Annotated in this window: 17 protein-coding genes and 3 riboswitches; of the genes, 3 read left to right on the plus strand and 14 right to left on the minus strand. The window is 41.0% G+C overall.

What is annotated here, in order from left to right:
- Positions 1-427: 427 nt before the first annotated feature.
- The 7 genes from ptsG to ACQKMH_RS25590 all read right to left on the minus strand — a co-directional run bounded on the left by ptsG (position 428) and on the right by ACQKMH_RS25590 (position 11,639).
- The gene (gene ptsG, locus ACQKMH_RS25560; RefSeq protein ID WP_427590146.1) at positions 428-2,494 is read right to left on the minus strand and encodes a glucose-specific PTS transporter subunit IIBC; all 2,067 of its coding nucleotides are present in this window, start codon (positions 2,492-2,494) and stop codon (positions 428-430) included.
- A gap of 216 nt (positions 2,495-2,710) precedes the next feature.
- The gene (gene glcT, locus ACQKMH_RS25565) at positions 2,711-3,553 is read right to left on the minus strand and encodes a glucose PTS transporter transcription antiterminator GlcT (protein ID WP_427590147.1); all 843 of its coding nucleotides are present in this window, start codon (positions 3,551-3,553) and stop codon (positions 2,711-2,713) included.
- 151 nt (positions 3,554-3,704) lie between these two features.
- Entirely contained in the window at positions 3,705-5,036 is a 1,332-nt protein-coding gene (locus tag ACQKMH_RS25570) for an NCS2 family permease (RefSeq protein WP_230161771.1), read from the minus strand.
- A gap of 106 nt (positions 5,037-5,142) precedes the next feature.
- Positions 5,143-5,244, minus strand: a riboswitch (purine riboswitch).
- 222 nt (positions 5,245-5,466) lie between these two features.
- Positions 5,467-7,023, minus strand: a complete 1,557-nt coding sequence (gene guaA / locus ACQKMH_RS25575) for a glutamine-hydrolyzing GMP synthase (RefSeq protein ID WP_427590148.1) — start codon at positions 7,021-7,023, stop codon at positions 5,467-5,469.
- A 142-nt stretch (positions 7,024-7,165) separates the two neighbouring features.
- Positions 7,166-7,267, minus strand: a riboswitch (purine riboswitch).
- 36 nt (positions 7,268-7,303) lie between these two features.
- A complete protein-coding gene (locus ACQKMH_RS25580; RefSeq protein ID WP_427590149.1) occupies positions 7,304-9,508 on the minus strand; it encodes a transglutaminaseTgpA domain-containing protein in 2,205 nt (734 codons plus the stop codon).
- Complete coding sequence (locus tag ACQKMH_RS25585; protein ID WP_427590150.1) at positions 9,505-10,683, minus strand: DUF58 domain-containing protein; 1,179 nt, start codon at positions 10,681-10,683, stop codon at positions 9,505-9,507. The genes ACQKMH_RS25580 and ACQKMH_RS25585 overlap by 4 nt, the downstream gene beginning before the upstream one ends.
- Positions 10,683-11,639, minus strand: a complete 957-nt coding sequence (locus tag ACQKMH_RS25590) for an AAA family ATPase (RefSeq protein WP_427590151.1) — start codon at positions 11,637-11,639, stop codon at positions 10,683-10,685. Before ACQKMH_RS25590 ends, ACQKMH_RS25585 begins: the two co-directional genes overlap by 1 nt.
- Positions 11,640-11,826: 187 nt before the next feature.
- Positions 11,827-12,045: riboswitch (cobalamin riboswitch) on the plus strand.
- Between the two features lie 151 nt (positions 12,046-12,196).
- On the opposite strand from ACQKMH_RS25590, the gene ACQKMH_RS25595 reads away from it, so the two are divergent.
- Together ACQKMH_RS25595 and ACQKMH_RS25600 are read left to right on the plus strand one after the other, a co-directional pair.
- A complete protein-coding gene (locus ACQKMH_RS25595; RefSeq protein WP_427590152.1) occupies positions 12,197-12,742 on the plus strand; it encodes a hypothetical protein in 546 nt (181 codons plus the stop codon).
- Between the two features lie 2 nt (positions 12,743-12,744).
- Positions 12,745-13,689 (plus strand): ABC transporter substrate-binding protein, encoded by a 945-nt coding sequence (locus ACQKMH_RS25600; protein ID WP_427590153.1) that lies wholly within the window; start codon positions 12,745-12,747, stop codon positions 13,687-13,689.
- A gap of 276 nt (positions 13,690-13,965) precedes the next feature.
- Here the strand turns inward: ACQKMH_RS25600 and essA are convergent, their stop codons facing one another.
- The 7 genes from essA to ACQKMH_RS25635 form a co-directional block, all read right to left on the minus strand.
- Complete coding sequence (essA, locus tag ACQKMH_RS25605; RefSeq protein WP_427590154.1) at positions 13,966-14,448, minus strand: type VII secretion protein EssA; 483 nt, start codon at positions 14,446-14,448, stop codon at positions 13,966-13,968.
- Positions 14,435-17,365: a type VII secretion protein EsaA gene (gene esaA, locus ACQKMH_RS25610; RefSeq protein WP_427590155.1), complete on the minus strand. Its 2,931-nt coding sequence runs from the start codon at positions 17,363-17,365 to the stop codon at positions 14,435-14,437. The genes essA and esaA overlap by 14 nt, the downstream gene beginning before the upstream one ends.
- Positions 17,358-21,839 (minus strand): type VII secretion protein EssC, encoded by a 4,482-nt coding sequence (gene essC, locus ACQKMH_RS25615; protein WP_427590156.1) that lies wholly within the window; start codon positions 21,837-21,839, stop codon positions 17,358-17,360. Before essC ends, esaA begins: the two co-directional genes overlap by 8 nt.
- 30 nt (positions 21,840-21,869) lie before the next feature.
- The gene (gene essB, locus ACQKMH_RS25620; RefSeq protein ID WP_427590157.1) at positions 21,870-23,174 is read right to left on the minus strand and encodes a type VII secretion protein EssB; all 1,305 of its coding nucleotides are present in this window, start codon (positions 23,172-23,174) and stop codon (positions 21,870-21,872) included.
- Between the two features lie 70 nt (positions 23,175-23,244).
- Positions 23,245-23,484, minus strand: a complete 240-nt coding sequence (locus tag ACQKMH_RS25625; RefSeq protein ID WP_377357412.1) for an EsaB/YukD family protein — start codon at positions 23,482-23,484, stop codon at positions 23,245-23,247.
- Positions 23,485-23,580: 96 nt separating this feature from the next.
- Positions 23,581-23,871, minus strand: coding sequence for a WXG100 family type VII secretion target (locus tag ACQKMH_RS25630; protein WP_230161790.1), 291 nt, complete (start codon positions 23,869-23,871; stop codon positions 23,581-23,583).
- A 589-nt stretch (positions 23,872-24,460) separates the two neighbouring features.
- On the minus strand, positions 24,461-25,375 hold the full coding sequence (locus tag ACQKMH_RS25635) for a nucleoside hydrolase (RefSeq protein WP_427590158.1): 915 nt from the start codon (positions 25,373-25,375) through the stop codon (positions 24,461-24,463).
- A 390-nt stretch (positions 25,376-25,765) separates the two neighbouring features.
- Between ACQKMH_RS25635 and ACQKMH_RS25640 the strand changes: the two genes are divergently transcribed.
- On the plus strand, positions 25,766-25,948 hold the full coding sequence (locus ACQKMH_RS25640; protein WP_427590159.1) for a hypothetical protein: 183 nt from the start codon (positions 25,766-25,768) through the stop codon (positions 25,946-25,948).
- Positions 25,949-25,998: the final 50 nt, after the last annotated feature.

The raw sequence follows: 25,998 nt of genomic DNA on the forward strand, positions 1-25,998 counted from the left end.
ATGTTTGACTTGCTCATTTGCTTTTTTAATAGTGTGTGCTCACTTAAAATTTAACGTTGGCGCTTTGTTTTGTTCAGTTTTCAAAGAGCAATTTTTTCATTGCTTCATCAGCAACTTTATTAGTTTAACACCTTTCAAACAACATGTCAACAACAATTTTATATTCATTCTTACTTAACGTTGCTGTCTCAAGCGGTGTATTTAATATATTATCACCCGCATGGAGACAAGTCAATTAAATATTTGAAATTTCTTCGGTTTTTTTTACATACCACCATCTTCTTCTATAATACATTCCCTTTCATACTATATTGCTAATATGTCCAAGCACAAAAATTAGAATACACTTTAGCACCTGTGCTAATGAATAACTAAAAACAGGAGGGCAGCTAATTGCAGCTGCCCTCCTGTTTTTATAATGTTTTATTTATCCGATGGAAATAACGTTCGCTTCTTCTCTATCTACATTTCCGACCTTTTCAATCTTTACACTTTCCCCTTCGGAAAGGTTGGTAAAGACGATTGGCGTAATGATAGAGGTGGCATTGTTTTTGACATACTCTATATCAACTTTAAGCAACGGCTGTCCGCTTGTCACTTTATCTCCTTGGGCAACAAGTGCTTCGAACCCTTTGCCTTCTAACTTAACTGTATCGATCCCAACATGTATCAATATTTCACGTCCAGCATCGGAAACGATACCTATTGCGTGCTTAGTCGGGAATAGGTTAACGATCGTACCATCTACAGGAGAAACAACAAGTCCTTCCTCTGGTAAGATGGCGAACCCATCACCCATCATTTTTTCAGCAAAGACTGGATCAGGAACTTCCGTAATCGGTTTTAATTCCCCTTTAATAGGTGAAATAAAATGCTCGGAAACTCCATCTGTCCGTAAAGGTTTAGGGACGATGTCCTCGATTTGATTTTCCACGCCCACTTCAGGAGACGCTTCAACTTTACGAGGTCTTTTTCCATCTATGATATCTTTTATTTGCCCTTTGATCGTTTCTGAACGAGGTCCAAAGATTGCCTGGATATTATTGCCCACTTCCAGCACTCCAGCGGCACCAAGTTTTTTCAACCTATTTTTATCAACGTTACCAATATCATTAACTGATACACGAAGACGTGTAATACATGCGTCTAAGTGAGAAATATTTTCTTTTCCACCCATAGCTTCCAAGATATCTGCAGGTAGACTTCCAGCAGTGCTTGCAGTTCCTTCTGCTCCCTCTTCCTCTTCCTCTTCACGACCAGGAGTTTTAAGGTTAAACTTCCGAATCGCAAATCGGAATCCAAAGTAATAGATAAGCGCAAAGACTAACCCAACCGGAATAACAATCCAAGCGTTTGTTTGAGGATTAATTAAGCCAAACAGTACGTAGTCGATTAATCCTCCTGAAAACGTCATCCCGATTTTCACATCAAGTAAATGCATAGTCATGAATGATAGACCTGCAAACACACAGTGGATACCGAAAAGTATCGGTGCTACAAATAAGAATGCAAATTCAAGAGGCTCTGTAATCCCAGTCAAGAACGATGTAAGTGCAGCCGAAGCCATCAAGCCACCAACTATTTTCTTTCGTTCAGGTCTAGCCTCATGATAAATAGCCAAAGCTGCAGCTGGTAATCCGAACATCATGAATGGATATTTACCAGTCATGAAGGTACCTGCCGTTAAATTCTGTACACCATCTTTAATTTGTGCCATGAAGATAGCTTGGTCACCTCTGACTGGCGTTCCCCCACCTTGAGGGATATAACTGCCAAATTCAAACCAGAATGGTGAATAGAAAATATGATGCAAACCAAACGGAATTAATGCACGTTCTACAACTCCGAACACGAAAGCTCCCAGAGTTAGGTTTGCTCCCAACATATTTTCGGAAAATGAATTTAACCCCGATTGTATCGTCGGCCAAACCAGAATCATCAACAACCCAAGGATAACTGCGCTTGCAGCTGTTGCAATGGGTACGAAACGTTTACCTGCAAAGAATCCTAAATAAGAAGGCAGTTCAATTTCATAAAATTTATTATACATAATAGCAGCCATGACACCGACAATAATACCGCCGAAGACGCCTGTTCCCAATGTCGGGATTCCCAGTACATTGGTATATACTGCACCATTGTTCTTAATATCAACAGCGTCAATTCCAAGAACCGTCCCCATTGTTACATTCATGATCAAAAATCCGATAATTGCCGCAAGCCCGGCAACGCCATCCCCGCCAGCTAGCCCAATTGCGACCCCAACAGCAAACAGCAAGGGAAGATTCCCGAAAATAATATTTCCGGCATTCTCCATGACGGATGCGACCATTTCTACTCCGCCACTCGCAAGAAACGGAGCGATATCCAACAAAGTCTCATTTTGCAATGCATTACCAAACGCAAGCAAGATTCCGGCCGCTGGTAAAATGGCTACAGGAAGCATCAAAGCTTTACCGATCTTTTGCAAAACACCAAACAACTTCTTAAACATATGTTTTCCTCCTCTTTACTGTTTTTTTCCGGCTAATAAAACGGTTACATTTAAACGATAGGATTCATCTTCCAACGCAACAGGATTCAATACAAAAAAGGCATAAGCAAAGATTAGGATTGAAATGAAAATTCAGGTATATAATACCCTCTTTCACAACAATCATTCTCCCCACTTATGCCTGATCGAATCAGTAACACGTAAGTTAATGTATTTTTATTTTATTTTCTTTTGTAATCGTTGGATATGCATCGTTAGATAGACAGCTTCCGCATCACAAACCGGTTTGCCTAATTTCTGCTGCATAATTTTTATTAGCTTCCATGAAATATTGTAACACAAAGGATATTCTTCTTTCAATAGCAATGCAATTTTTTCAGGTTCATCCACTGTTTCCCCAGCCATTACCCTGTCTATCATGAATCTTAAATGACGGACCAAACGCGTGTAATCAATGCTTTCCTTATTTATTTGTACGTTGAGTTGTTCTTCAACGACTTGGATAAGTTGAAAGATTAGCTGCGAATGCTGATTGACTTCCGATAAGTCCTTATTTGATATTGCACTATGAATATGAAGCGTGATAAATCCTATTTCCCCTTGGGGAAGGCCTATGCCTGTCTTATCTTGAATTAAATCGATGACATCAACAGCAATATCATGTTCAAAAGGATAGAGGGTTATCGTTTCTTTCAAAAAGGGGTTTTTGATGGTCATTCCTTGAGAAACACGCTGAAGGGCGAACAGTAAATGATCAGTTAAACCGACATGTATATGTTCATTGAGTTTTCCTGACACTCGATCGTTAATAAGATGAATGGATTCTATAATGGCTGCTTGAAGATTTTGATCGATCTGCGGCAAAAGTTTTTTATAACTTTCCTGTTCTTTAACATTTTTTAGAACAAAAGTTTTCTCTGCAAGTTCCGGACTCAACTCTTCGCCTTTCTTCCGGTTGAAGCCTAACCCCTTTCCAATAGAAACGACTTCGCCATATGACGGATGCGTGGCAATCACCACGTTATTGTTCAAAACCTTTTCAACGATAAAACCATTCATTTTTCTCCCTCATTTTTTCGCAAAGTCATCCCTAAGCCTCACAGGATAAAGTACTTAGTATTTAGTCCTTTTACTATACACGATATGTCCTTTCTCTTACAACATGAAAGAAGAGCCCCAAAAACAGGACTCTTCTTACTTACTCGTATTTTTACTTCAAGAAAATGAAATAAAGTAGGAAGACGACTCCAAGCCCCCACATGATAGGATGAACTTCTTTAGCTCTTCCTTTCATCGTCATGGTGATAGGATAGAAAATGAATCCACAAGCTATCCCTGTAGCGATTGAATAAGTCATAGGCATCATGATAACGGTAAAGAAGGCCGGTACCGCTATTTCGAACTTGTGCCAGTCAATATTTTTGAGTGAAGATGCCATTAATACTCCGACTATCACCAATGCTGGTGCAGTCACCGCCGATGTTACGACTGAAAGAAGCGGGAAGAAGAAAAGCGATAAAATAAATAGTAATCCTGTTACTACAGCCGCAAAACCGCTTCGAGCACCAGCAGCAACACCCGATGTTGACTCTACATAAGAAGTAGTTGTGGATGTACCTAGAATTGCACCTGAAACGATGGATAATGAATCCGCAAGTAATCCTTTTCCAACTCTAGGAAGAACATTATCTTTCATCAAACCTGCTTGTTGTGCAACAGCCACCAACGTACCAGCTGTATCAAAGAATGCTACGAACAAGAAGGTCAATATCACGATTAACATTTGTCCAGTAAAGAGGTCACCCGGGTTTCCGAAAGCATCGAATGCAACTCCGAATGTAGGCGCTATGCTTGGAACGGCCCCGATTATTTTCTCCGGAACGGGTACTTGTCCAAAGATCATTCCTGCGATGGCCGTAATGACCATTCCTATGAACACGCCGCTTTTGACGCCTCTTGTCATCAAAATAACGGTTACCACAATTCCAAAGACAGCCAATAAAGTATTTCCTGATGTTAAGTCTCCCAATCCAACAAGAACGCTATCATCATTCGTGATGATTCCTGCATTTTGGAACCCTACAAAAGTAATGAATAAGCCGATACCAGCCCCAACTGCGTATTTCAATTCAACTGGAATCGCATTAATGATTTTCTCACGTATTCCAGATAGGGAAAGCAAAACGAAGATAATACCTGAAATCAAAACTCCTGATAAAGCAGTCTGCCAAGGAATACCAAAACCAAGAACAACTGTAAAAGCAAAGAAAGCATTCAATCCCATACCTGGCGCGAGCGATATTGGATATCTGGCTATGAGCCCCATCAATATCGAGCCAATCGCTGCAGCTAAAGCCGTCGCTGCAAAAACTGCTCCGTAGTCCATTCTTAATTCATCCGGATAGTCCTCGATGCTTTGTAAAGTTAGCATCACAGGGTTAACAACCAGGATATATGCCATAGAAAGGAACGTAGTTAGACCACCAAGTATTTCACGGCGATAATTGGTTCCCAGCTCGTTAAACCGAAAATAATTTTTCATTATGAGTCTCCCCTATCTTAAAATCATAAGCCAACAGAAAATGCCCCATTCGCTTTCGAACGGGGCTTGACTGCGGTCATGTAAAGAAGTGGCGGCTTATCCATACTCGCCAATCCATACACATCGTAGTCAAGCCGTTCACGGCAGCTTGGTAGAAACTTTTGGGCCATATCCCCAATATTATACGACAATTATGTTTTTTTATTATTATAGGTATAGTGTATCAGTCACTAAAATAATCGTCAATATATCAAACGAATATTTTTTATGTAATTTTAGGAAATGTTCGCGTTTCGCTATATATTCCTTACTTATTATGGCTATTCATTCGCCAACATACGTGAAATTAAGTAATCAACCTATCCAAAAGTTATCTTAACAAAAAAACCAGTGAAGGTTAATTCCTTCACTGATTGGATGTTTTTTTATTCTATTCCCACTCGATCGTTGCAGGTGGCTTAGACGTAATGTCATACACGACGCGATTTACATGATTAACTTCATTAACGATTCTTGTTGAGATGATTTCAAGTACATCCCACGGAATTCTCGCCCAATCGGAAGTCATTCCGTCAATGGATGTAACCGCACGGATCCCGATAGTGTAATCGTACGTACGGGCATCGCCCATGACCCCTACACTACGGATGTTAGGAAGCACCGTGAAGTACTGCCAGATTTCACGTTCCAAACCGTTCTTTTTAATTTCTTCACGTAAGATATGGTCAGATTCACGAACGATTTCAAGTTTTTCATCTGATATTTCGCCTAATACACGGATGCCTAGACCTGGTCCAGGGAATGGCTGGCGCCAAACGATTTCATCCGGAATGCCCATTTCACTTCCAAGTGCACGCACTTCATCCTTGAATAGAGTATTCAATGGCTCAATCAATTTAAACTGCATATCTTCCGGCAGACCGCCAACGTTGTGATGCGATTTAATTGTTTGTGCAGTGGCCGTACCACTTTCAATAATATCCGTGTAAAGCGTTCCTTGTGCAAGGAAATCAATACCTTCAAGCTTCGTTGCTTCATCATCGAATACATAGATGAACTCATTACCGATGATTTTCCGTTTTTGTTCAGGATCTGAAACGCCAGCAAGTTTCGAAAGGAAACGTTCTGATGCATCAACCTTGATTACGTTCATATTGAAGCCTTCACTGAATGTTTCCATTACACCTTCAGCTTCCCCTTTACGAAGTAATCCATGATCAACGAAAATACATGTTAGCTGATCGCCGATTGCTTTATGGATCAATACGGCAACAACGGATGAATCCACGCCGCCACTCAATGCGCATAATACTTTTTTATCTCCGACCGTTTGACGGATTTTCTCCATCTCGATTTCAATGAAGTTCTCCATGGACCAGTCACCTTTGCAACCACAAACGCCGAATACGAAATTTTTCAAAATGTCATTTCCGTATACTGAATGGCGTACTTCCGGATGGAATTGTACGGCATACAATTTACGTGACTCATCACTCATTGCTGAAATGGGGCAAGATGGGTTCGTTCCATCAATACTGAAGCCTTCAGGTGTTTCCACCACTAAATCACCATGGCTCATCCAAACGATTTGTTCTTTCGGCAAGTCACTGAATAACTTAGATTCATTTTGGACAGCAAGTGTCGCTTTTCCGTATTCACGATTTTTCGCTGGTTCCACTTTTCCGCCAAAATGCTTGGTCATAAGCTGCATACCATAACAAATACCGAAAATTGGTAGACCCATTTCGAAAATGCGTTCATCACAGCCAAATGCAGCTGCATCATAAACACTGTTCGGACCTCCTGAGAAAATTATTCCAGTAGGGTTCATTTCCTCAAGTTCTTCTACAGTAATTGTATGAGGATGAAGCTCACTGTACACACCGAATTCACGGATACGACGAGTGATCAATTGGTTATATTGGCTTCCGAAATCTAGTACTACGATCATTTCCTGGTTTTTTTGCAATTCTGTTTTCCCCGGCACAAACGTCACCTCTATTAATGTAATTCACTCATAAAATCGAGCGATACTTTCTTAAAAAAAATATTATCATAAAAAAAGAAAAACTAAAAATCCACCCTCAAAAATACACAAAAAGTATAGACGAAGGCAGATTTTCAGCTTTCCTGTTAAAATCCGCCTTCATAGTCAAATCATTTACGGTGATTCGGTAGAAACTTTCGATCCATATTATCGAGGATATATGAAGGATATATTAGTTTAAGTTAGTTTTTGTTATTGTATCAATATAATAAAAACCTGGTCAAGAGCTAGTTTTTCTCATTAAGCTTTCCCAACCGTTTTGAAAGTGCTCCCATTCTCCATCTTCCACGTCTCCACGATATAACATTAACTCGTATCCGGCCGTCAATTCACTCATCACATCTGTCTCGTACACTGCATCCACATAGGCGGCATACTCCCTTAAGGTTTGTCCATCCGGACGAACTAAACCAGCACGTTTTAATTGTTTCAATAATATTATATAGGCTGTCGTAAAATGAGAACCGGATTTCTTTTTATAATGAAAAATCAGCAGATGCGGGATCCACTTCCTTCGGGAGAAATACCCAATTGCCCCGAGAATCATTACACTTAACAGACTGATGGCAGTCCATTTTAAGAACCCTAGCCGATCGCCAGCACCAGTTTTCCCAGATGATTGGGTCTCCTTATCTGGTGTCTCCTTGCGTTCCTCGATCTCTTTCTTTGTTTGTTCTTCCTTAGCTACAGCTTCCTGCTCTGAGTTCTTGACCTCATCCGGCTTCAATTCCGAGTCATAAAATTCAGCTTGCCCGTTAAAGCCCTTCGTCGGCTCGAAGGGTACCCAGCCTATCCCTGAAAAATAAACCTCGACCCAGGAATGTGCATTATTATTAGTCACCTTATATACGGATTCACCATCGAGGATTGTTTTTTCTCCTTCCGTGTACCCTTTAACCCACCTGGCAGGGATATTGGCGGCACGGAGTAAAACAACCATCGCAGTCGAATAATTATCACAATACCCTATCTGTGTCTCGAATAAAAATTGATCGACATAATCTTGATTTGTCTCTGGATACGGAATATCGTCCTTTGAATAAATGAATTCAGGACTGTCAAAATAATCCTCAATCGCTTTTGCTTTATCGTACCAATTCGTTTCATTTCTTGTGAGCAACGTTACCAATTCAAAGATTCGGTAAGGTAAGCCCTCTGGAAGCTGTGTGTGTTTTTCCATTAGCACATCCATCGTTTCATCGGGTTCTGTTACCTTCCTTAGCTCAGATATATCAAAACTCGGCATATCATAGTTCAGCTCATATTCTTTCATGACAAGTCGTTCGCCATTTTCCCGTTCGGAAATGATTTTGTCCAACCCAGGATAATAGTTAAAACCAATTCCGTTTTTGCCCTCAATCTTTTTTAAATACCCGGACTGCGGATGAAGGATATGAGAATACGATTCCATCATGGACACTTTTGCTGTCATTTCTTCTGTTTTCACTACATCCGGAACATCGTAAATATTTAAAGATGCGATATCCTGACCGTTAGAAAAAGATGAAAAGTCCGTTTCCTGCATGGAAACCCATCCTTTCCCCGTATAAATATCCTTGTTCTCCACTTTCCAATAATGTCCGGCTGATGCATCATTATAAAAAACGATGGAACTATCAGGCTCTATCGAACCGCCAAGATCGGAATCATCCTCATCGTATCCGACACTTTTGTCTTTTGAACCACCGTCTTCTTTCATCGCTCTATCTGAATATGATGTAAAATAAGGAACGGGATCCGGCCACTGTGGAGAAAGCTTTGGGGCACCGAAGCCAACAAGGACACTTATCAATATCATGCCTGCCAGCATCAAGATCCATTTATTAATGGAAGCCATCGGAAACCTAATCCGCTCCTGTATCGTTAGACGCAGCAGGGACAGCAGTCCAAGCATCAAGAACCCAATGAGGATGATTCTTACCATTGCCTTATCCCCCACATAGGGAGTGAATGTATCAAGTACAGATACAAAAATCACCGTTAACATAAAAAAGAAAAAGATGCTTTGCCTCACCATCACCCAGTAATGGATCATGTATGTTACAAGCCATAGAAGCACAAAAAATAGAAATGTCCGAAATGGATTTGTGATCAGCTCCCAATTCCCATCGTATATATAACCAAGGTTGCTTGTAAAATCCACTAGAAACCCCATCAACCATGTTAATTGAAATAATTCGGTTTTCGAATGAAGGAACTGTAATGAAATCATGATAAAAGCACTGATGAGAATAAAACGGATCGACCAATGTATGCGGGAATAATGCAAGAGTAGGGAAAAAATCAAAAATAGGACAAAAATGATAATATTACCTGTATCCGTGAGTTTATCGACAGGTCTTAACCACTCCGTGATCAATAACAATCCAAAAATATACAGAAGGACATGCATGAACCTTTCCAACTTTTCGGCATTGACAGTCATTTCTCCATCACCTCTGATCTGCCATCTCCAAAAAAGCTAAGCTTTATCCCCCTCGAGATAGCTGTAGAACTTGCCATTTTTTCCTCATCTGTAAGATCTACTGGTTTCTTCACACATAACATCGTCAATCCCTTATTAGCACGGAAAGAACTCAATATGTCCACCTTTTCAAGGGTTAAATCGGAAACAACGAATATCACAGCCGCGTTTGCCAGCAGAAGCCCCTTGCTTACTTTCTCGTTCAAAGCGTTTACCACATTGGGCTCTTCTTTAGCAAGGCGGTAGAAAATCTTTCGTCTCTGGTTACTGCCCGCTCCTGGCGGAAAGATTAGCCTTGAACCCGTACTCGCATATCCAATCTCCATGCCTTTTTTTAACAAGGCGTGTACAAAGGAAGCCGTCATTACAATGGATTCTTCAAAGTAAAGGGATGGCTGGTTATCAAGCATGATGAATACATCCAGTTTTTTCTGCACTTCGAATTCCTTCGTCATGATTTCACTCGCTCTAGCCGTCGCCTTCCAGTTAATCCACGACAGCTGATCTCCCGGCTGATACTCTCTCACCCCTGAGACCACTGAATGTTCCCGTTGTGTTTTCTTTGTTGAGCCCAATGACCCATGATTGAACATTCGATCAAGATCGCTGTATGCCAGCTCACGATATGGAGGAAAAACAGTTATTTTCAAAGGCGAGCTATATACCGCTTCCTTTTCAAAGAGCCCAAATAAGTCACCTATCCAAAAGCGGATCGATTGAAACGAATGATCACCGCGCGGCAAATTTTCCAAAGTATATGACATACTGAAAGTACGCTTGATTCCCGGAAAGATAAGTGTCTTCCTTTGGATCGCCCTATCTTCCATTTCCTGAGGCATCTCCTCCTCCACCACCATCAATAATAGCGGCAGCCTGTTTTTACGGGTAAATGTCATGGATATTTCAACAGATTCGCCGGCCTGGCATTCTCTTTTATTGACCTTTCTATCAACCGTAAAGGCGTGAAGCGGATATAACAATAGAATCGCAGCATACACAGCGAACGGCAAAAATGAATAAAAAATGAACCAACTGACAAAACCTCCTTGAAACATCGCAAAGCAAAAGGAAATTGTCATGAGAAATAACAGTCCGACCACACTCATGTTTTTCTTTAGAATGATGAAGTGGCGCATTAGGTTACAGCCCGCTTCACAGGCACTTGAGTCATCGCGACGATTTCATGGATCACCATTCCAGCGTCGAATCCATCATAATTCGCTTCAGGTTTCAAAATAATTCGGTGGGAAAATACGAACGGAACTAAATATTGAACATCGTCCGGAAGAACATAGTCCCTGCCCTGGAGAAGTGCGTAGGCTTGTGCTGCCTTCATCAATGCAATCGAACCACGCGGACTTACCCCTAGATAGACTCCTTCATGTGTACGGGTTTGATTCGCCAATTCGACAATATAACGTCTTATTGTATCATCCACTATTACCGCTTTAGCCTCTGCCTGTAAAGCGAGCAGTTCATCTATGGTGATGACGGATTCCAGCTCTTCAAGCGGTGCCATATATTGAGCTCTTTGAAGTACCTCTATCTCTTCTTCTACACCTGGATAGCCCATTTTCATTTTTAACAGGAATCTATCCAATTGAGCCTCTGGAAGCGGGTATGTTCCCTCGTACTCGATGGGATTTTGTGTCGCCATGACGAAAAAGGGCTTATCCAATCTTCTTGTGATACCGTCTATCGTCACACTTGCCTCTTCCATCGCTTCAAGCAAGGCGGACTGCGTCTTCGGTGAAGTCCGGTTAATTTCATCGGCTAAAATAATATGGCCCATTATCGGTCCTGGCCTAAAAATGAATTCTTGTTCCTTAGGATTGAAGATCGAAACACCCGTTACATCAGAAGGCAGTAAATCAGGCGTGAATTGTATACGCTTAAAACTTGCACCTATGGATTTTGCCAGGGCCCTGACCATCACAGTCTTGCCGACACCCGGAACATCCTCCAATAAAACATGCCCACCGGAAAGAAGTGCTACGATGCTTAGTTCTGCTATATCCCGTTTTCCAATAATAACCTTTTCAATGTTTCCTAGAACCTTTTCAAGCTTTTGATTGACCTGCTTATATATCATTCTCTACCTCCCGAAAACACCTATCACTTTTATTTCATTCCTATTCTATCAATGTTTTTTTACATTAACCTCCAATTAAACCTTACATTGTAATTTTACTAGATATTTAGTAAACCATAAACGAAATTCTCTAAAAATATTAATACTCTTTAAGGAAAAAGGTATGGTAAACTGTTGCTAAGTGAATATAAACCTTGCAGAAAAAGGTGCTGCCCAGTCAGCTTAATAGGGAATTCGGTTTAAAACCGAAGCTGTTTCCGCAACTGTAAATGCTAATGAAATAAGATGCATACCACTATTTGAGGATGAAATCGCACATCGATTACCATCCATTTACCCAAATGGGAAGGTTCTTAGAGTAAGATGACGCACAAGCCAGGAGACCTGCCTTTTTTTATCGTATCATGCTCTTCGGAAGATAGGAGATTGTACGGCGGTCTTCCATCTTTTTTCTACTATGATGTTCGATGCCGACCAAGTCTCTTGGTCGGCTTTTTGTTTGCTGCAAAAAGCGATACGGAGGTCATTCACACAACTACGTACAGGAGGTGGGAGTTATGGTAAAAAAGGACTTTCGATTTCTATGCTACCCATACATGCGCGAATCCGTTTCCACCGTCGATTTTGAAATCCGCACAGACTCATTGACGACACAAATCGGCCTGGCTGCCTCGCTTACTAAGGATGTCCCGGACGTATACCGTGACTTAATGGAATTACTGCCCATGGCTTACCATTTGAATGGCTCAGTTCGTGGAAATTTAGCCATTACCAACAATGACCTGGACCGGTTAAGTGGAACCTATGACCGGTATGTCGCTGAAGTAAAAGATCGCATCGAGACATTTGTCCTACCACAAGGCTCAACGGCAGCATGTGCTCTGCACACTTGCCGCAGTGAAGCCAAAAAATCCGTACGCGCTTTACATAAGGTAAGTCTAGAAAGAGAGATTCCATCCATTCTCTTTGATTACGCACACTTGCTTGCAAACGTTTTATTCGTAATGGCAGTATACGTCAATAAGCACGAGGGTATCGAGGAGATTCCTTTTATTAGCAAATCATACCCAACCAAACCCTTGAAAAAGAAAGTGGAGGAATAATAATGAAGAAAACCCTACAATTCAGCTGGATTTCCATGCTGTTGCTTACCCTTTTCCTTTCCGGATGTGGAGTTACCGATGATTCAGCCTCAAAGGATAATAAAGATACTAACAAGGCAGACAAAGCCTATACTGTTATAGATGATACTGGAAAGAAAATAAAATTCGATAAAGCGCCAGAAACAGTTGTTTCACTTCAGCCAAGCAATACGGAAATCCTATTTGCTCTTGGGCAGGGAAAAAAAGTCGTTGGCGTGACAGACTTTGATGATTATCCTAAGGAAGCAAAGGATATTGAACATGTTTCAGACTCTGTGAATATCAATACAGAAAAAATCATTGCCTTGAAGCCAGATGCCATCATAGCTTATACCATTGGTGATGAAACCGCACTGAAACCACTCGAAGATGCTGGCATCCCTGTATTCGTCATTAAATCTGCGGCAAATTTTGATGATGTATATGGAGATATTGGACAGATCGCTAAAGTCATGGGTGTTACCGATAAAGGGAATAAATTAGTGAAAGATATCAAATCCCAAATTACAAGTGTCGAAGAAAAAGTGAAAACGTTAGATGAAAAGGAACAAACATACTTTGAAATTAGTCCTGCTCCGGAAATCTATACAACAGGTGCTGAAACCTTCCAACAAGAAATCCTGGACACAGCAGGCATTAAAAACATCTTTGACGACCAAAAAGGCTGGGTTAAAGTATCCGAAGAAGAAATCGTCAAGCGGAACCCTAAAGCCATCATTACCACTGCCACATATACAGAAGATGCTGTTGGTGAAATTAAATCGCGTAAAGGCTGGGAAGATATCGATGCGGTGAAAAATGATGACGTCCATTTGCTTGATGAAAATGTCATGTCAAGACCTGGACCAAGGATTGGTGAAGCTGTAGAACTCGCAGCAAAAACCGTTTATCCTGACTTATTCAAATAACCCGTAAGAAAGAAGGATGCCCCAATATTTTGGGGCATCCTTCCTTTTCCAGCTCATTACATTGATACATGTAACTAAATTTGAACCCACTGCCCTTCTTTGTTGTTTATGCTAAAATGAATGCAATTCACTCTAAAGATCGGGGTACTGAACATGTATAAAAAATTCTTCATTTGGGTCTTGGCAGCCGCCATTCTTTTAGGGCTTCTTAAAACCCTTATGGCCATGTAGCAAAAACAGCCCGAGTTCTGACAAAGATCAGGACTCGGGCTGTTTTCATTTTTGTTTAACGTCACCATTTTGCTTCCCCATTTTCGGGATAAGGATAAAAAACAAACAAACCACCGAAAGCGCTAATACGATACCGAGCAAAATCGTCAGGTCAAAATTAAGGGAAGGCTCTGTTTCTTCTCCGCTTCTCGTTCGAATGCCGACTTCTGAAAATAATCCAAGCTGGTCGGCTTTAGAAGCGATGGTATTATTATTTTCCTCCGTTATCGGGGAAAGAAACAGTGTGTCCTTAACCGAGTCCATGACATCATATTTCCCTCTTTCAAAAGTAAGATCCTTTTGTTCTTCCGGCAGTCTCTGCTTCTGTTCCAGTAACCCTTCCTCATGGAAATACTCCGTCTGAATATCAATATTCTTTTCTTGATATTCATTGGGCTCCACCATGGGTTCCTCCTCGGCCACACTATGTGAAGTGTGGCTAAAGAACAAGATAAGCAGAATGGGCATTACATATTTATTCCACTTCATGGGCCATTTCTCTTCTTTCCGTAAAACGCTTCACTATATATGGAATGATCGTTCCGATTAACGTCAGGATGATCAAGATGACAATAGCCGGAATGAATGCCGACTGATCACCAAATTGAATGGACATGTATACGTCTGCAATCGGGTGGTCGACATTAAAGTTAGGCATGATTAAATCCAATAATGGAATGGTAAAGAAACTGATCAAACCGATCACCAGGATGGAACCGACAAATGGTCCAATGGAGAAGGCAAGTCGGGTGAACGCTGAGCAGAAGAATAAAAGCAGGACAGTGAAAACGGTCCACTTAATCGCCTGTATATCACCCAGTGGATAAATCTTCAAACCATACATGCTGATGATTAATCCCACGATCAGATTCAATAAGGTAAACAATGCCGCATGCACCATCGTTGTTATGGTTTCATAATGATGCAGGAAGAAACCGATCAATAATCCGGAAATGAGTATGATCACCAACATGACGATTGGCGGAATATTGACCTTTTCCTGATGAAGGACTTCCCCGCTAATTTGAACGGGATTCGCTAAATATTCGTACACATAACCGTTCTGCTGATCATCGACTTGGGTGTTATTCAAGACACTATATACGTCCGTCTTGATTTTCACGGTTGAGTCTACATTTTGGGACCAATTATCATTAAGCTGATCGGCCCTTTCCTGTACGGACCCCACTTTCGCTTGCAGGTCGGCTGTATCCTTCGTAACCGTGTCTTGTCGTTCGGCGACAGAATTAACCAGTTCGGAAATGAAGCCGACCGTTGTTGCCGTATTATCTTGCAGGGATACGAACATTTCACCATCAAGGTTTACTGGTGGTTCAGGCTCCATTTCAGGTACCACCGTATGCTCAGACAAATTGGCTGACACTGCTTGAGCCCGTTCGGTAATGGCCGCCAATTCTGCCAATGTGGCTTCCTGCCCTGATTTTACGTTTTCATCATATTCGGTCATATAACCTAAAATGGAATCGGAGAACATCCCAAAATTTTCATTGACTCCTGCTAAGCTGGCTTTGACGAGTTTCGCTTCCTCATCTACGTTTCCGGAAACCCCATTTTTCAAGTTTTCCAATTCTTTTATATTGGCTGCAAAAACCTTATCTACATTCGCTTCCGTGACTCTTTCAGCCAATTCACTATAAGATGATAGCGAGCCATAATAGGCAAGGAGGTCATTTGAATCGCGGTTCGTGATCGAATCATTAAAGACCTCGACTAACACCGCCCGCCTTTCTCCCCCCACTTTTTCAAGGAGTGCCTGTTCGAGGTTCTTGATCTCCGCTATGGACTCGTCGATGGTCATGCTCTGAATGTCCTGTAGCTTTTGAATATCCTCTTGTGACTTTTTCCATTGGTCTCCTAAATCCTTATAATTCGTGCCGAGTTTATTATAATCGTCTTGTAATTGCGTAAACTGCGCCAGAAGCTCATTATATGAATCTACCAGTGTATTAAACTCCGCTATCACTTGATTATAATTTCCCGTTCTACCGTTCACCGTTCCGCTCAGATTATTGATTTCAGTTTGGAGTTCTGCTGTAAGAATGTTGATTTGTTCAGCAGTTCCTTCACTTCCCTCAGCCGGCACCAAACTTTCAAGTGCCGTGTTGATACCATTGATTTGGTCCAGCAGTCCCTGTAGCGAAAGTTCATCGATCGGATCCTTCTTAGAAGGAGCGGCACCCGATTCACCTTTTCCCGTTTCGGTTTCAATTTCCTCTATTGGTGCCGTACCGCCTTCTGTAACATCCCCCCCATTACCAGGGCTTCTTGCAAGGTTCCCTCGTTGCGCAAGCAAGGTAGCCTGAAGTGTATCAAGACCAGCCTCTTCCGATTGTTTGATTTGTTCAATCGAGCTTTGTTGATCTTGGGTGATTTTCGAAATTTGTTCTACTTGTTTGTCTTTCACGTTAGTTGAAAACTCTTCTAATTCATTATTACTAGAATCAATTTTCTGCTGCATGACCCCTACATTCTCATTAATGCCTTGGTCATTAAGACTGTATTTCGTATTCATCCCTTGCTGAATCTCTGGTACCGATTGGTTCCCCTCATTCAACACCTTGTCATATGATTGAACACTCTCCGTGATAAGTTGCTGATTTTGGGCCGAAGCCTCCGCAAAAAGGTCACTTTGAGCTTGTTGATATTCTTCAAAAGTAACGACATCCTTCACAAAGGAAGCCATTTGGGCTTTCGTGTTTCCTAGTTCACCCATTGTTTCATTACTCGTTTTCCCTGCATCCTTCGTTTGGGCAAAGACTCCTTCAAGCATGTCCTTATGTTGCTTGATTTCCCCAGCAAGACTTTCCGAGCTTGGAGTATAGAACTCATACATCGTGTTTTGAAAAGCGATTTCTTTGGCAAGGACATTATCGAACTTCTTACGAATATCCTCGACTGATTGGGAAACATAACTCCAATACTGCGTTGAAATGTGCTTATTCATCTTGCTCTTTGTTTTTTCTAATTCCTTTTGTACCTTTTCCATATTCTCTGCGTTCAAACTTGTTTGTACTTTGTACTTAATTCCCGCCTTGACTGGCTGTTCATCATCGAACGTATAAATATTCTCTGAAAAATCCGATGGGAAGTAAATAACGGCATCGTACTTTTCGTTTGCCAGTCCACTTTCCGCCGTACTTCGGTTAACCACAAACCAATCATATTCAGAATCCTTGTCCAATGTGGTAGAAAGCTCTGAACCGACGTAAATGGGATTATTGTTAAATTCAGTCCCATTATCTTCATTGACAATGGCGATTTCACGAGAAGCCGTTTCCGTCTTTTTCATTGGATTTTGTCCAATATAAGAAAAAAACAGGATTGGCAGCGCTAAGATCACCAGTATTTTACCGATTAATAGAATCGGCTTTATTTTTTCAGACACTCTCTTGCACTCTCCTTCTATATTCACTTAGAGGAATTTGGATTTTACTTTCCTGACCGTTCAGTACAAAATATCCGTAACCAGGCTGAATTTCTTCTTCTTTTCTCGAATAGGAGAGCGTGTACAAGCTTTGGTCCGACTTTTTAAGAAGCAAAACTGCCTGTCTTACTTGTTTCAATTCGGTTGTCAACGAATCATACCCTTTGGTGAAGTCATTAGCATTTCCAGCGACGATCAGACTAAACCCAAGATGACTGTACTGTTTCATCAAACCACTGATCCTATCTTGAATCCTGCCATCGATCGATTGTTGAAGCCTTGAAATACTATCAATGACAAAAATGATCGATGGGAACTCCATCTGCTTCAACGATTTCATTTCCAATGCCGCTAGATAACGTCGTTCACGATCCTCAAAGATGTCAGTGATATGATCGAGCCATTCGGTTATCTGATCTTTTGTCTCCACATAACGTACCGTCTCCATCGAAGCATATGAAGATAGGCCACGGTCAACTCCGTCAAATAAACCTATTTCCCCAATGGTCTGTGTAAGCAGCGATTCCAAGAGTATTTTAAGAACATTCGTTTTCCCCTTACGTGACTGTCCGACGACAAGCAAGAATGGATTGGAATCCAACTCCACACAAACAGGTGTAACGCTTTCCTCTGAAAGCCCGATTGGTATGGAATCCTCCTTAATGGCTTGTGAATAATATGTCTTGAAGGTGCCGGAATCAAGACGTGTCGGTAACATCGGAATGGCCGGCGGCTTAGCTAATTCTTTATATTTATCCTTATGCTTTGCGACAGCTTGTTTCATTTCATCCAACACGGATATATCATCCGCTCCATCGGCTGGTAAATAGACCTGCATGAGATAGGTTTGGTCCTTTTTCACCAACGCCCTACCCGGAACAGGTTCATTTTCATAAGGGGTTCTGCCCAAGACTGAGTATTGTTCCGAGCTGTCCATTAAATAATGAACGACCTTCGTCTTAAGACTATTCATTAATGGCTGACGAATCGCATTGATTCTCGTTGCCGACAATATCATGAATATCCCCAGTGATTGACCGTCACGTGCAAATTGAATGAATTGTGCTTCTTGGTCTTGCATCTCATCCTTCACTAAGTCAAAATTGTCGACTATGATATAAATAATCGGTAATTTATCTTCCACTAACGTATTATAAAGCTTGATGTTACTAAGCTCCCTTTCCGAAAAAAGCTGCTTACGCCTTTCCATTTCCGCCTTCATGAATAACATGAATTTTTCAATTTTCCTTAACTCATCGAATCGGAAGTAATCCCCTGTATGAGGAAGCTGGCGCAATGGCAGTAAAGCGCTATTCCCGAAATCAAAAATGTAATAATGGAGCTCTTCAGGAGTGAATTGGTCTGAAAAACTAAAGAGAAGGGTCAAAATGGTTGTTGACTTGCCGTATCCGGAAGAACCAAAAATCCCAATATTCCCATCTTCAATCCAGTTATAGACATAATTTGTCTGGCTCTGTAATTCGGGTTCATCCTTCATTCCCAGATGGAATTGATCCCTCGTAAGGCTTCTTTCATCGCTTCTCGATAGACGATCTTGAAGAGGCGGAAGCCACGGGCTTGCCAACTTCCTAATTTTCATTTCGTGCTGCGTTGTCACAATTTGATCCGCCACAGCTTCAATTTCACTAATCTTTTCTTTCCTCTTATTAGTGATTTGTTCCGTAACATTTGAGATTTGAACGAGACCAAGGTCTGTGACAAGAGCCACTTCGTCCTCGGATCCAACCGTATCCTCTAAATACGGTGCACCGCTCCACGCTGACTGGAACAGTTCATAAACCTCATTATTTCCTACTTGCAAATATCCCCGTCCGGTGACCGTAATATTTGCAGCATCGCTATTCTTAAGGATTTCCTTACTATCATTGGCATCCTGCACCTTCAAGGAAATTTTAAAACGTGCATTACTCCAAATCTGGTTATCAATAACACCGCCTGGCTTTTGTGTAGCAAGAATTAAATGAACACCCAAGCTTCGTCCAATTCTCGCCGTACTGACTAATTCGCGGATGAACTCGGGTTCTTCGTTTTTAAGCTCGGCAAATTCATCTGATATCAAAAATAAATGCGGCAGCGGTTCATCCGCTTTGCCTTCTTTGTATAAATCCGTGTAATCATTGATGTGATTGACTTCATATCTGTCAAACATTCGCTGGCGTTTCTTCAATTCGCTATTGATGGAGGCTAGTGCCCTGGCACTGAAATTCTTGCTTCCCTCAATATTCGTAATGACTCCCAGCAGATGCGGAATCTGCCTGAAAGGCTGGGCCATTCCCCCACCTTTATAATCAATGAGCAAAAAGGCAACTTCATGAGGGTGATAATGAACGGCTAACGATAAGATGTAGGTTTGCAGTAGTTCACTTTTCCCTGATCCCGTCGTCCCAGCCAACAATCCATGCGGGCCATGTGCCTTTTCATGCAAGTTCAATTCAACCCTATCCGTTTTCCCTTTCAATCCAATGGGTACCGCCAAGGATTTGGAAGACTGATTGGTCCGCCAGTTATGGCTGATAGGCAGATCTTCCACTTCACGCGCTTTCAATAATTCCAGAAATGATACCGTTTCTGGTATCGAATTGTTCATGCCCTTTTGATGATCTAGTGAACGCAGCGTACGTGCATAGCGTTCATTACCTTCTTTTGTATGGGTATCAAGTGTAAAAGGAGTATGAACAGCCTTCGTTTGCTGGATGAGAATCTCACCTTCGCGATCATTTATATACTTCACAAGCGTATGGACATTTTCCGTCAAACTCTCTTTTGCATCTGCAGCAAAAATCGTCGAGATACCTAAATCATCCGTTTTGCCTTCTAAATATTCCAGGATGACATGCTCCGCAATTAAATTACGATCCGTGACGATAAAGACGAAATGAGGGGTGAATCTCACTTTCCCTTTGTTTTCATCCAAATCCCTTTCCCTCAATAGCTGATAAATCGAAGTCAGCAACTGGTCGCGGGATTGCTCATTGTAGATAAACCCTTTTGCATATGCATGCGGCAGTTGAAAATGAGGGAGCCATTTCATCCATTCCCATTCTTGGTAATCCTTTTCAGGAAAAATGGCCACAAATCGAACATCATGATAACTATGAAAAAAGGCAAGTTGTCCAATCAATTGCTGCAGCTCCCGTTTAACGATTGATTCTTTACCGACAAGACCCATGGACCCTCTTGATAAATCAATGGATAACGGAAGATCATCCAGGTTTTTATAAACATCGACAAGTTCCTGAGACTGCTCAAGTAAATCATCTATATCCCGATTGGACATATCGTTACTATTTACCGACACCTCATAGCTTGATGGTATAGTCGCCGTTCCGATCTTAAAGTGGAGAGCGTCTTCACTTTCCAATGTTCGCTCCCAAATTCGGTCGCTGATACTATCGGTTAGATGCTTCATCCTTTCAAAAGAAGGGTAATGATAGAGCAATACATTCTTTTGCTTTTCAGACAGCTCTTGCAGTTCTTCCCTCTTCTGCTCTAGATACCGTGTATACACACGTTGACGTTTTTCTTCCCTGAATTTTTGCCTCTTTTTATCTTTAAAGTATTGTACCGTCGAGGTTACTAAAGTCGTTGTGAACATCACAATCGATATGATGATGAAAATTCCCCGTGGCTGAACGATCGTGATGACCCCCATGACAATCAGCATCATTAATGGTGGCATAAGGATTAGCCATAACCCTCTATTATTATCCTCCGATTCTTGGCTCGGAAATGATATCGTCACTTTCTCATCCGGCAGTTCATAGATCATTCTTGGTGTTCGGCGATATTGTGGGTAACTTTTTTTCATTTCAGAGATAGGCTTCTTCATTTTAGATAAGGATGTTTCATAACTTTCAGCACTTTGAATCATCAATAAGTCGCCTTCAATCAACCTCAGCACCATATTCGGCCAGCAAATCAGATCGCCATTTTGAATGGGAAGTGTTTTCATTACCTTTTCACCGTTCAGGTAAAGCCTGCTTGCTGCATCTGGTTTGAGAAGCCACTGCCCTTTATGATGAACAAGGGAAAAGCCATCGCCGGAAACGGTACCTTCTTTACGGAAAGTCGCTCCACGATTTGCCGATAAAGTGACTTCTTTCAAGTTTCCAATATAATAGAGGCTTTCTTCCACTTCCCCTGCCGTATAAAAAATCTCGACCGTTTCTTCTCCTTCATTGAAAGTGAAGCCCTGAAATGGCTTTACATCGCCAAGTTTCTTGTTCTTTCTAAACACCTCATATTCATCAAGCCCACCCTGTTTTCTCAGCTCGATAGATCCCTGTTCAAAGGGAATCGAATAGACGGTGATCGTATCCTGTTTTGAAGGCCCAATCGTAATTGGACCGTTATGTTTATCCTTGACCTTATAGGATTGGTAGGTCCCCTTAGAATAAATCCATAATAAACTCATTTAATCTCACCTCCGCAAAAGGCCCTATGCTCACTCTTTGCTTTTCTCTTTTTCTTCAGATGATTTTTTCGAAGAATCCTTGCTTTCTTCTTTTCCCCCAGAAGCTGGTTTCTTTACTTCCTCTTCTTTTACAGCAGGCTGTTCTTGCTGTTCTTGCTGTTCTTTCATTTGCTTATCCAATTCCTCTTTTTCCTTTTTATATTGGGACAGTTCAGTATCGACTTCTTTAATTTGTGTTTCCTTTTCTTCCCCAGAAAGTTTATCATCTAACTTAATCTGTTCTTTCTGATTTACCAGTCCATACATAATCAATTCTCGATCTTCCATGATTCTCGCCAAATCGATCGCGTCCTCATTCATGCCCCTGCCTATATAAATCCAATATAGAAGATACTGATTATCGGTCTGCAAAGTGATCGCATTTTCTACATTCTTCTTCGCTACACCCTTCAACGGCTCATAAGTGACATAAGATCTTGCCAGTTCATATTGAACGACATACGGCATCTTTTTTGGATCGTAGTTTTCCAAACGGTCAATGACTTCACTATATTTTTGTTTTAAGAAGCTTTCACCGCTCTCTACATAGGCATCCTGTCTTGGGTGGGAGAAGAATAATGTGTAACTCGTAAAGTACAGCAGTGGCACTAGAGCTATCATCGTTCCCCAAAGTGTATAACGACCCGTTTTCCACTTTTTTTCCGGGATATGTACAAAGGCTTGGTCTTCCTTCTCTAAAGCATCTATCTGATTTTGAACGACCAAGGCAAGTTCATCCCAAGTCCTCGCTGCCAATATGCTTTGTGATTCCTTCGATAGTTTTAGGGTTTTATGGTAAAGCAAATACTCATCGAATGAATACTGCCCATCCACAAGAGCCGCAATCATTGCCTTCGTTTCTTGAAATAACTCATCTTGATCTTGCTCATAAGGAGGCAAACTGTCTTTTACTCCATAATGAAGAAAATATGGAGCCAAGCTCGTATCAAAAACGAAATTCTCCGGACAGACGACTAGTTTAAGCCGAGTCAATTCATGATTTCTGATTTTCTTCAAGATTTGATAAGCTGACATCCATCGCCCCATCAGGTTTTTATCTTTAGCTTTGGAAAAATCAAAAAAAGAGGCTGGTGGATTTACTCTGATCTGCACCTCGTCCTCTGTCACTTCTATATGTTTCTTTAAAGCAGCATCCGCTTCATGGATAAGCTGTAATTCCAATGGGTCTTGCATCGAAAGTTTTGCCCGTTGGAAAACGAACAAATGCCCATTATCATCCTTTACCATTGCGGCTTCTGTTTTTTTCTCCAGATATGAGGGTCTTTTCTCATCCATTCTATGTACTCCTTTACCCCTGCTAAAGGGCTTTAGACTTTTTTCCTATAACGAGACCGCACTTAATCTACTAGAGGATCTCTAGGCGGTCCCCCGTCGTAATTCCGCTATCAAGCAGGGTATCATAACCTGAACATACGAACTCTTTATTCTGGACCCGCACCCAATAGCCTTCTTTAGGTGTACTGGCAATTTCCTTTACCTGCCATACTATCTCCACAACCTTCTTGATGGAGCGGTAATTAGACACTTGCAAGTCGAATACTTCCCCCGTATATCTCTTTAAATCGATCGTTAGTTGAATATATATGGAAACCACCTCTTTAATGCAAAAAAAAACACCACGATCTTCATTAAGAGTCGCGGCGCTTTCCCTAGAAATTTCTTTATCTCTTTGACCTAATGATTATCCGCGAATTTGACTAGCAATCTGATTATCTGTGTCTTCAAGGATTTGAGCTGATTTATTCAATTGTTGGGAAACTTCATTCAACAAGCGAGCCATATCCATGAATGAAGGTTTTAACTCTTCATACTGTCCTACGAATGCCTCGCTGGAAGCACCTTCCCATATACCAGTTAAATGATCTCTCATTTTATCTAAACGGCCAATGATATCCGTTACCTGTTGGCTCTCATTATCATATTGTCTAGCTACATCTTTCAGTTCCGAAGGTGTTACGCGAATTTGTGACATAGTAAAACTCCTCCTTTTATCTAATATAGTTACATTTTAATAGACCCATACAATTTCTGCCATATAAATAAGAGCAAAGTCGAAAAATGGTAAATTATGATTATGAAAAACATCCTAAATATGGCATTATAAAAGTCTATGTACCTGTTTTTCAAAATCCCCAAACTCTTTTTTGTATAAATTTTAAATATTTTACTTTTTAATGGTAAAAAAAGTTCCTTATACCCAATATCCCTGAAGCATTGCTCAAATATATGGTTTTCCCTAAACATTATAGTGACTTTAGAATGGAATTAATCAAACGTTTGATTAATATTTGAAAAAAAGGACATCCGACAAAACGGACGTCCTTTTTTCAAAGCAAATAAAATATATTTTGGCCTAACTGTTTTTTTTCGTCCTACCTCGAATGTAATTCGATCTCCACCATACTGACTTCAGCGTTCCTTACATAGCAGCAGGAATACGACATAAAGCGAGAATCGAACTAAAAGGAAAAACAGGATACCTCTTCCCGATAGCCTTTACTAATCCATGGGTTTTAGCTACGTTGATTATTCAAAGGACACCTTACCAAATGATAAAGTCCTCAAATTACCCGCTCTAAAAAGTGTTTCACAAACCGATCACTTTCCACTTTCGTACAGACGCGGGTTCTGGATTCGCTATCCTGTTGACCGATGGTCCTGCCTGTCTCTTCGCCTTCGGTCACCACCTTGACGTTCATCCATTCTGTACTTACAAAACTAGAGTCAACCGTAACCCCCACTGCAAGTGGATCATGAAGGGCGCATCCGCCCAAGCCTGGATGGGAGGATTCATAAGCTTTCATATAAAAGTCAGTCATTTTAGCTAAAAAATGGGCGCTCTCCTTACCTGTGGCCCGCCATTCATCAAGCTTCGATTTCAAGAGACATGTTTGCAGCGTCACATCAAGTCCCACTAATGTGATTGGCAGCCCGGATGAAAATACATAATCAGCCGCCTCAGGATCGGATACGATGTTCGCTTCAGCATAAGGCGTTACATTTCCTTGTACTCTTACAGCACCACCCATTATAACCACCTCTTTAACAAGGGACATGATTAGTGGGGCTTTTTTAATCGCCAAGGCGATGTTAGTCAGTGGCCCAACTGCAATAATCGTAATTTCATGCGGTCGGCTTTTCACTTGATCGATAATGAAATCCGATGCATTTCCTTGTGATGCATTGATGGTCGGTTCAAACTGAAGGGTATTTCCTAACCCGTCTTCCCCATGAACGTGCTTGGGATATTTCTTCTTTTCTCCGCGCACCAATGTTTGGTCGGCTCCTTCAAAAACCGGAATGTGCCTATTTAACTTCTCCAAAACGGCAAGAGTATTACGAGTCGATTCAACAACGGGTACGTTACCAAAGCAAGTCGTAAAACCCAGCACATCCAATTCTGGGGAATTTAATGCATAGGCCATTGCCAAGGCATCATCAATCCCTGTATCAACATCGAATATGATTGGTTTCAATAATTTCACACCTTCCAGAATAGCTTTTTGAGCCATTCATTCAATATTAATGGCCCTTCTCAATAGCCGATCATTTACTTATGTATCGAAGAATCCTTGTTTTCCATCTGAATTTTACCATTCAATCATAAGCAGTTCCACAGAAAGTTAGGAATAATCATAATTTCCAAACAAATAAAAAATCCCAATGGCTCGTTTATCTTCTACTATAATAGAAATGGTTGACCACTTATAAATATCAATGATATAAAAAAGTGAAAAGACGAAGTTGTATCTTAGTAACGGTAAATTCCTTTTTAACTTGCTCAATGCCATCACTTACATTAGAGAGTGTTCTCCAAAGTTATGATTACATGCAGTTGACGAATTTATATTCAAGGTGGAAAAAGGATGAAAATGTTTAAGTTAATAAAAGATGATCCTTCTACGTACAAAAAGGGAACAAAATTCTTTTTAATATCACATTCAGAATTCATTGGTGTGAAAAGTTATGTATTACTAGCTGAAGATTTGAAAGGAAAGATCGAAGTGACGGAAGAGGAATTGAAGAGTAAGTTCGTTTCCATACATTGATCAGTTCAAAAAGCTGAAAAAAGCGAGGGAATTTCATGTATGAAATTCCC

Source organism: Peribacillus sp. NPDC097895, from assembly GCF_050277555.1.
GTDB lineage: Bacteria > Bacillota > Bacilli > Bacillales > DSM-1321 > Peribacillus.

Excerpts from the sequence above, each read along its gene's own strand:
- ACQKMH_RS25580 (WP_427590149.1), bottom strand. The coding sequence starts at position 9,508 with ATGACTGTCAATGCCGAAAAGTTGGAAAGGTTCATGCATGTCCTTCTG.
- ACQKMH_RS25630 (WP_230161790.1), bottom strand. The coding sequence starts at position 23,871 with ATGTCACAAATTCGCGTAACACCTTCGGAACTGAAAGATGTAGCTAGA.
- glcT (WP_427590147.1), bottom strand. The coding sequence starts at position 3,553 with ATGAATGGTTTTATCGTTGAAAAGGTTTTGAACAATAACGTGGTGATT.
- ACQKMH_RS25590 (WP_427590151.1), bottom strand. The coding sequence starts at position 11,639 with ATGATATATAAGCAGGTCAATCAAAAGCTTGAAAAGGTTCTAGGAAAC.
- ACQKMH_RS25640 (WP_427590159.1), top strand. The coding sequence starts at position 25,766 with ATGAAAATGTTTAAGTTAATAAAAGATGATCCTTCTACGTACAAAAAG.
- essB (WP_427590157.1), bottom strand. The coding sequence starts at position 23,174 with ATGGATGAGAAAAGACCCTCATATCTGGAGAAAAAAACAGAAGCCGCA.
- ACQKMH_RS25600 (WP_427590153.1), top strand. The coding sequence starts at position 12,745 with ATGAAGAAAACCCTACAATTCAGCTGGATTTCCATGCTGTTGCTTACC.
- ACQKMH_RS25570 (WP_230161771.1), bottom strand. The coding sequence starts at position 5,036 with ATGAAAAATTATTTTCGGTTTAACGAGCTGGGAACCAATTATCGCCGT.
- essA (WP_427590154.1), bottom strand. The coding sequence starts at position 14,448 with ATGAAGTGGAATAAATATGTAATGCCCATTCTGCTTATCTTGTTCTTT.
- ACQKMH_RS25585 (WP_427590150.1), bottom strand. The coding sequence starts at position 10,683 with ATGCGCCACTTCATCATTCTAAAGAAAAACATGAGTGTGGTCGGACTG.
- ptsG (WP_427590146.1), bottom strand. The coding sequence starts at position 2,494 with ATGTTTAAGAAGTTGTTTGGTGTTTTGCAAAAGATCGGTAAAGCTTTG.
- essC (WP_427590156.1), bottom strand. The coding sequence starts at position 21,839 with ATGAGTTTATTATGGATTTATTCTAAGGGGACCTACCAATCCTATAAG.
- ACQKMH_RS25595 (WP_427590152.1), top strand. The coding sequence starts at position 12,197 with ATGGTAAAAAAGGACTTTCGATTTCTATGCTACCCATACATGCGCGAA.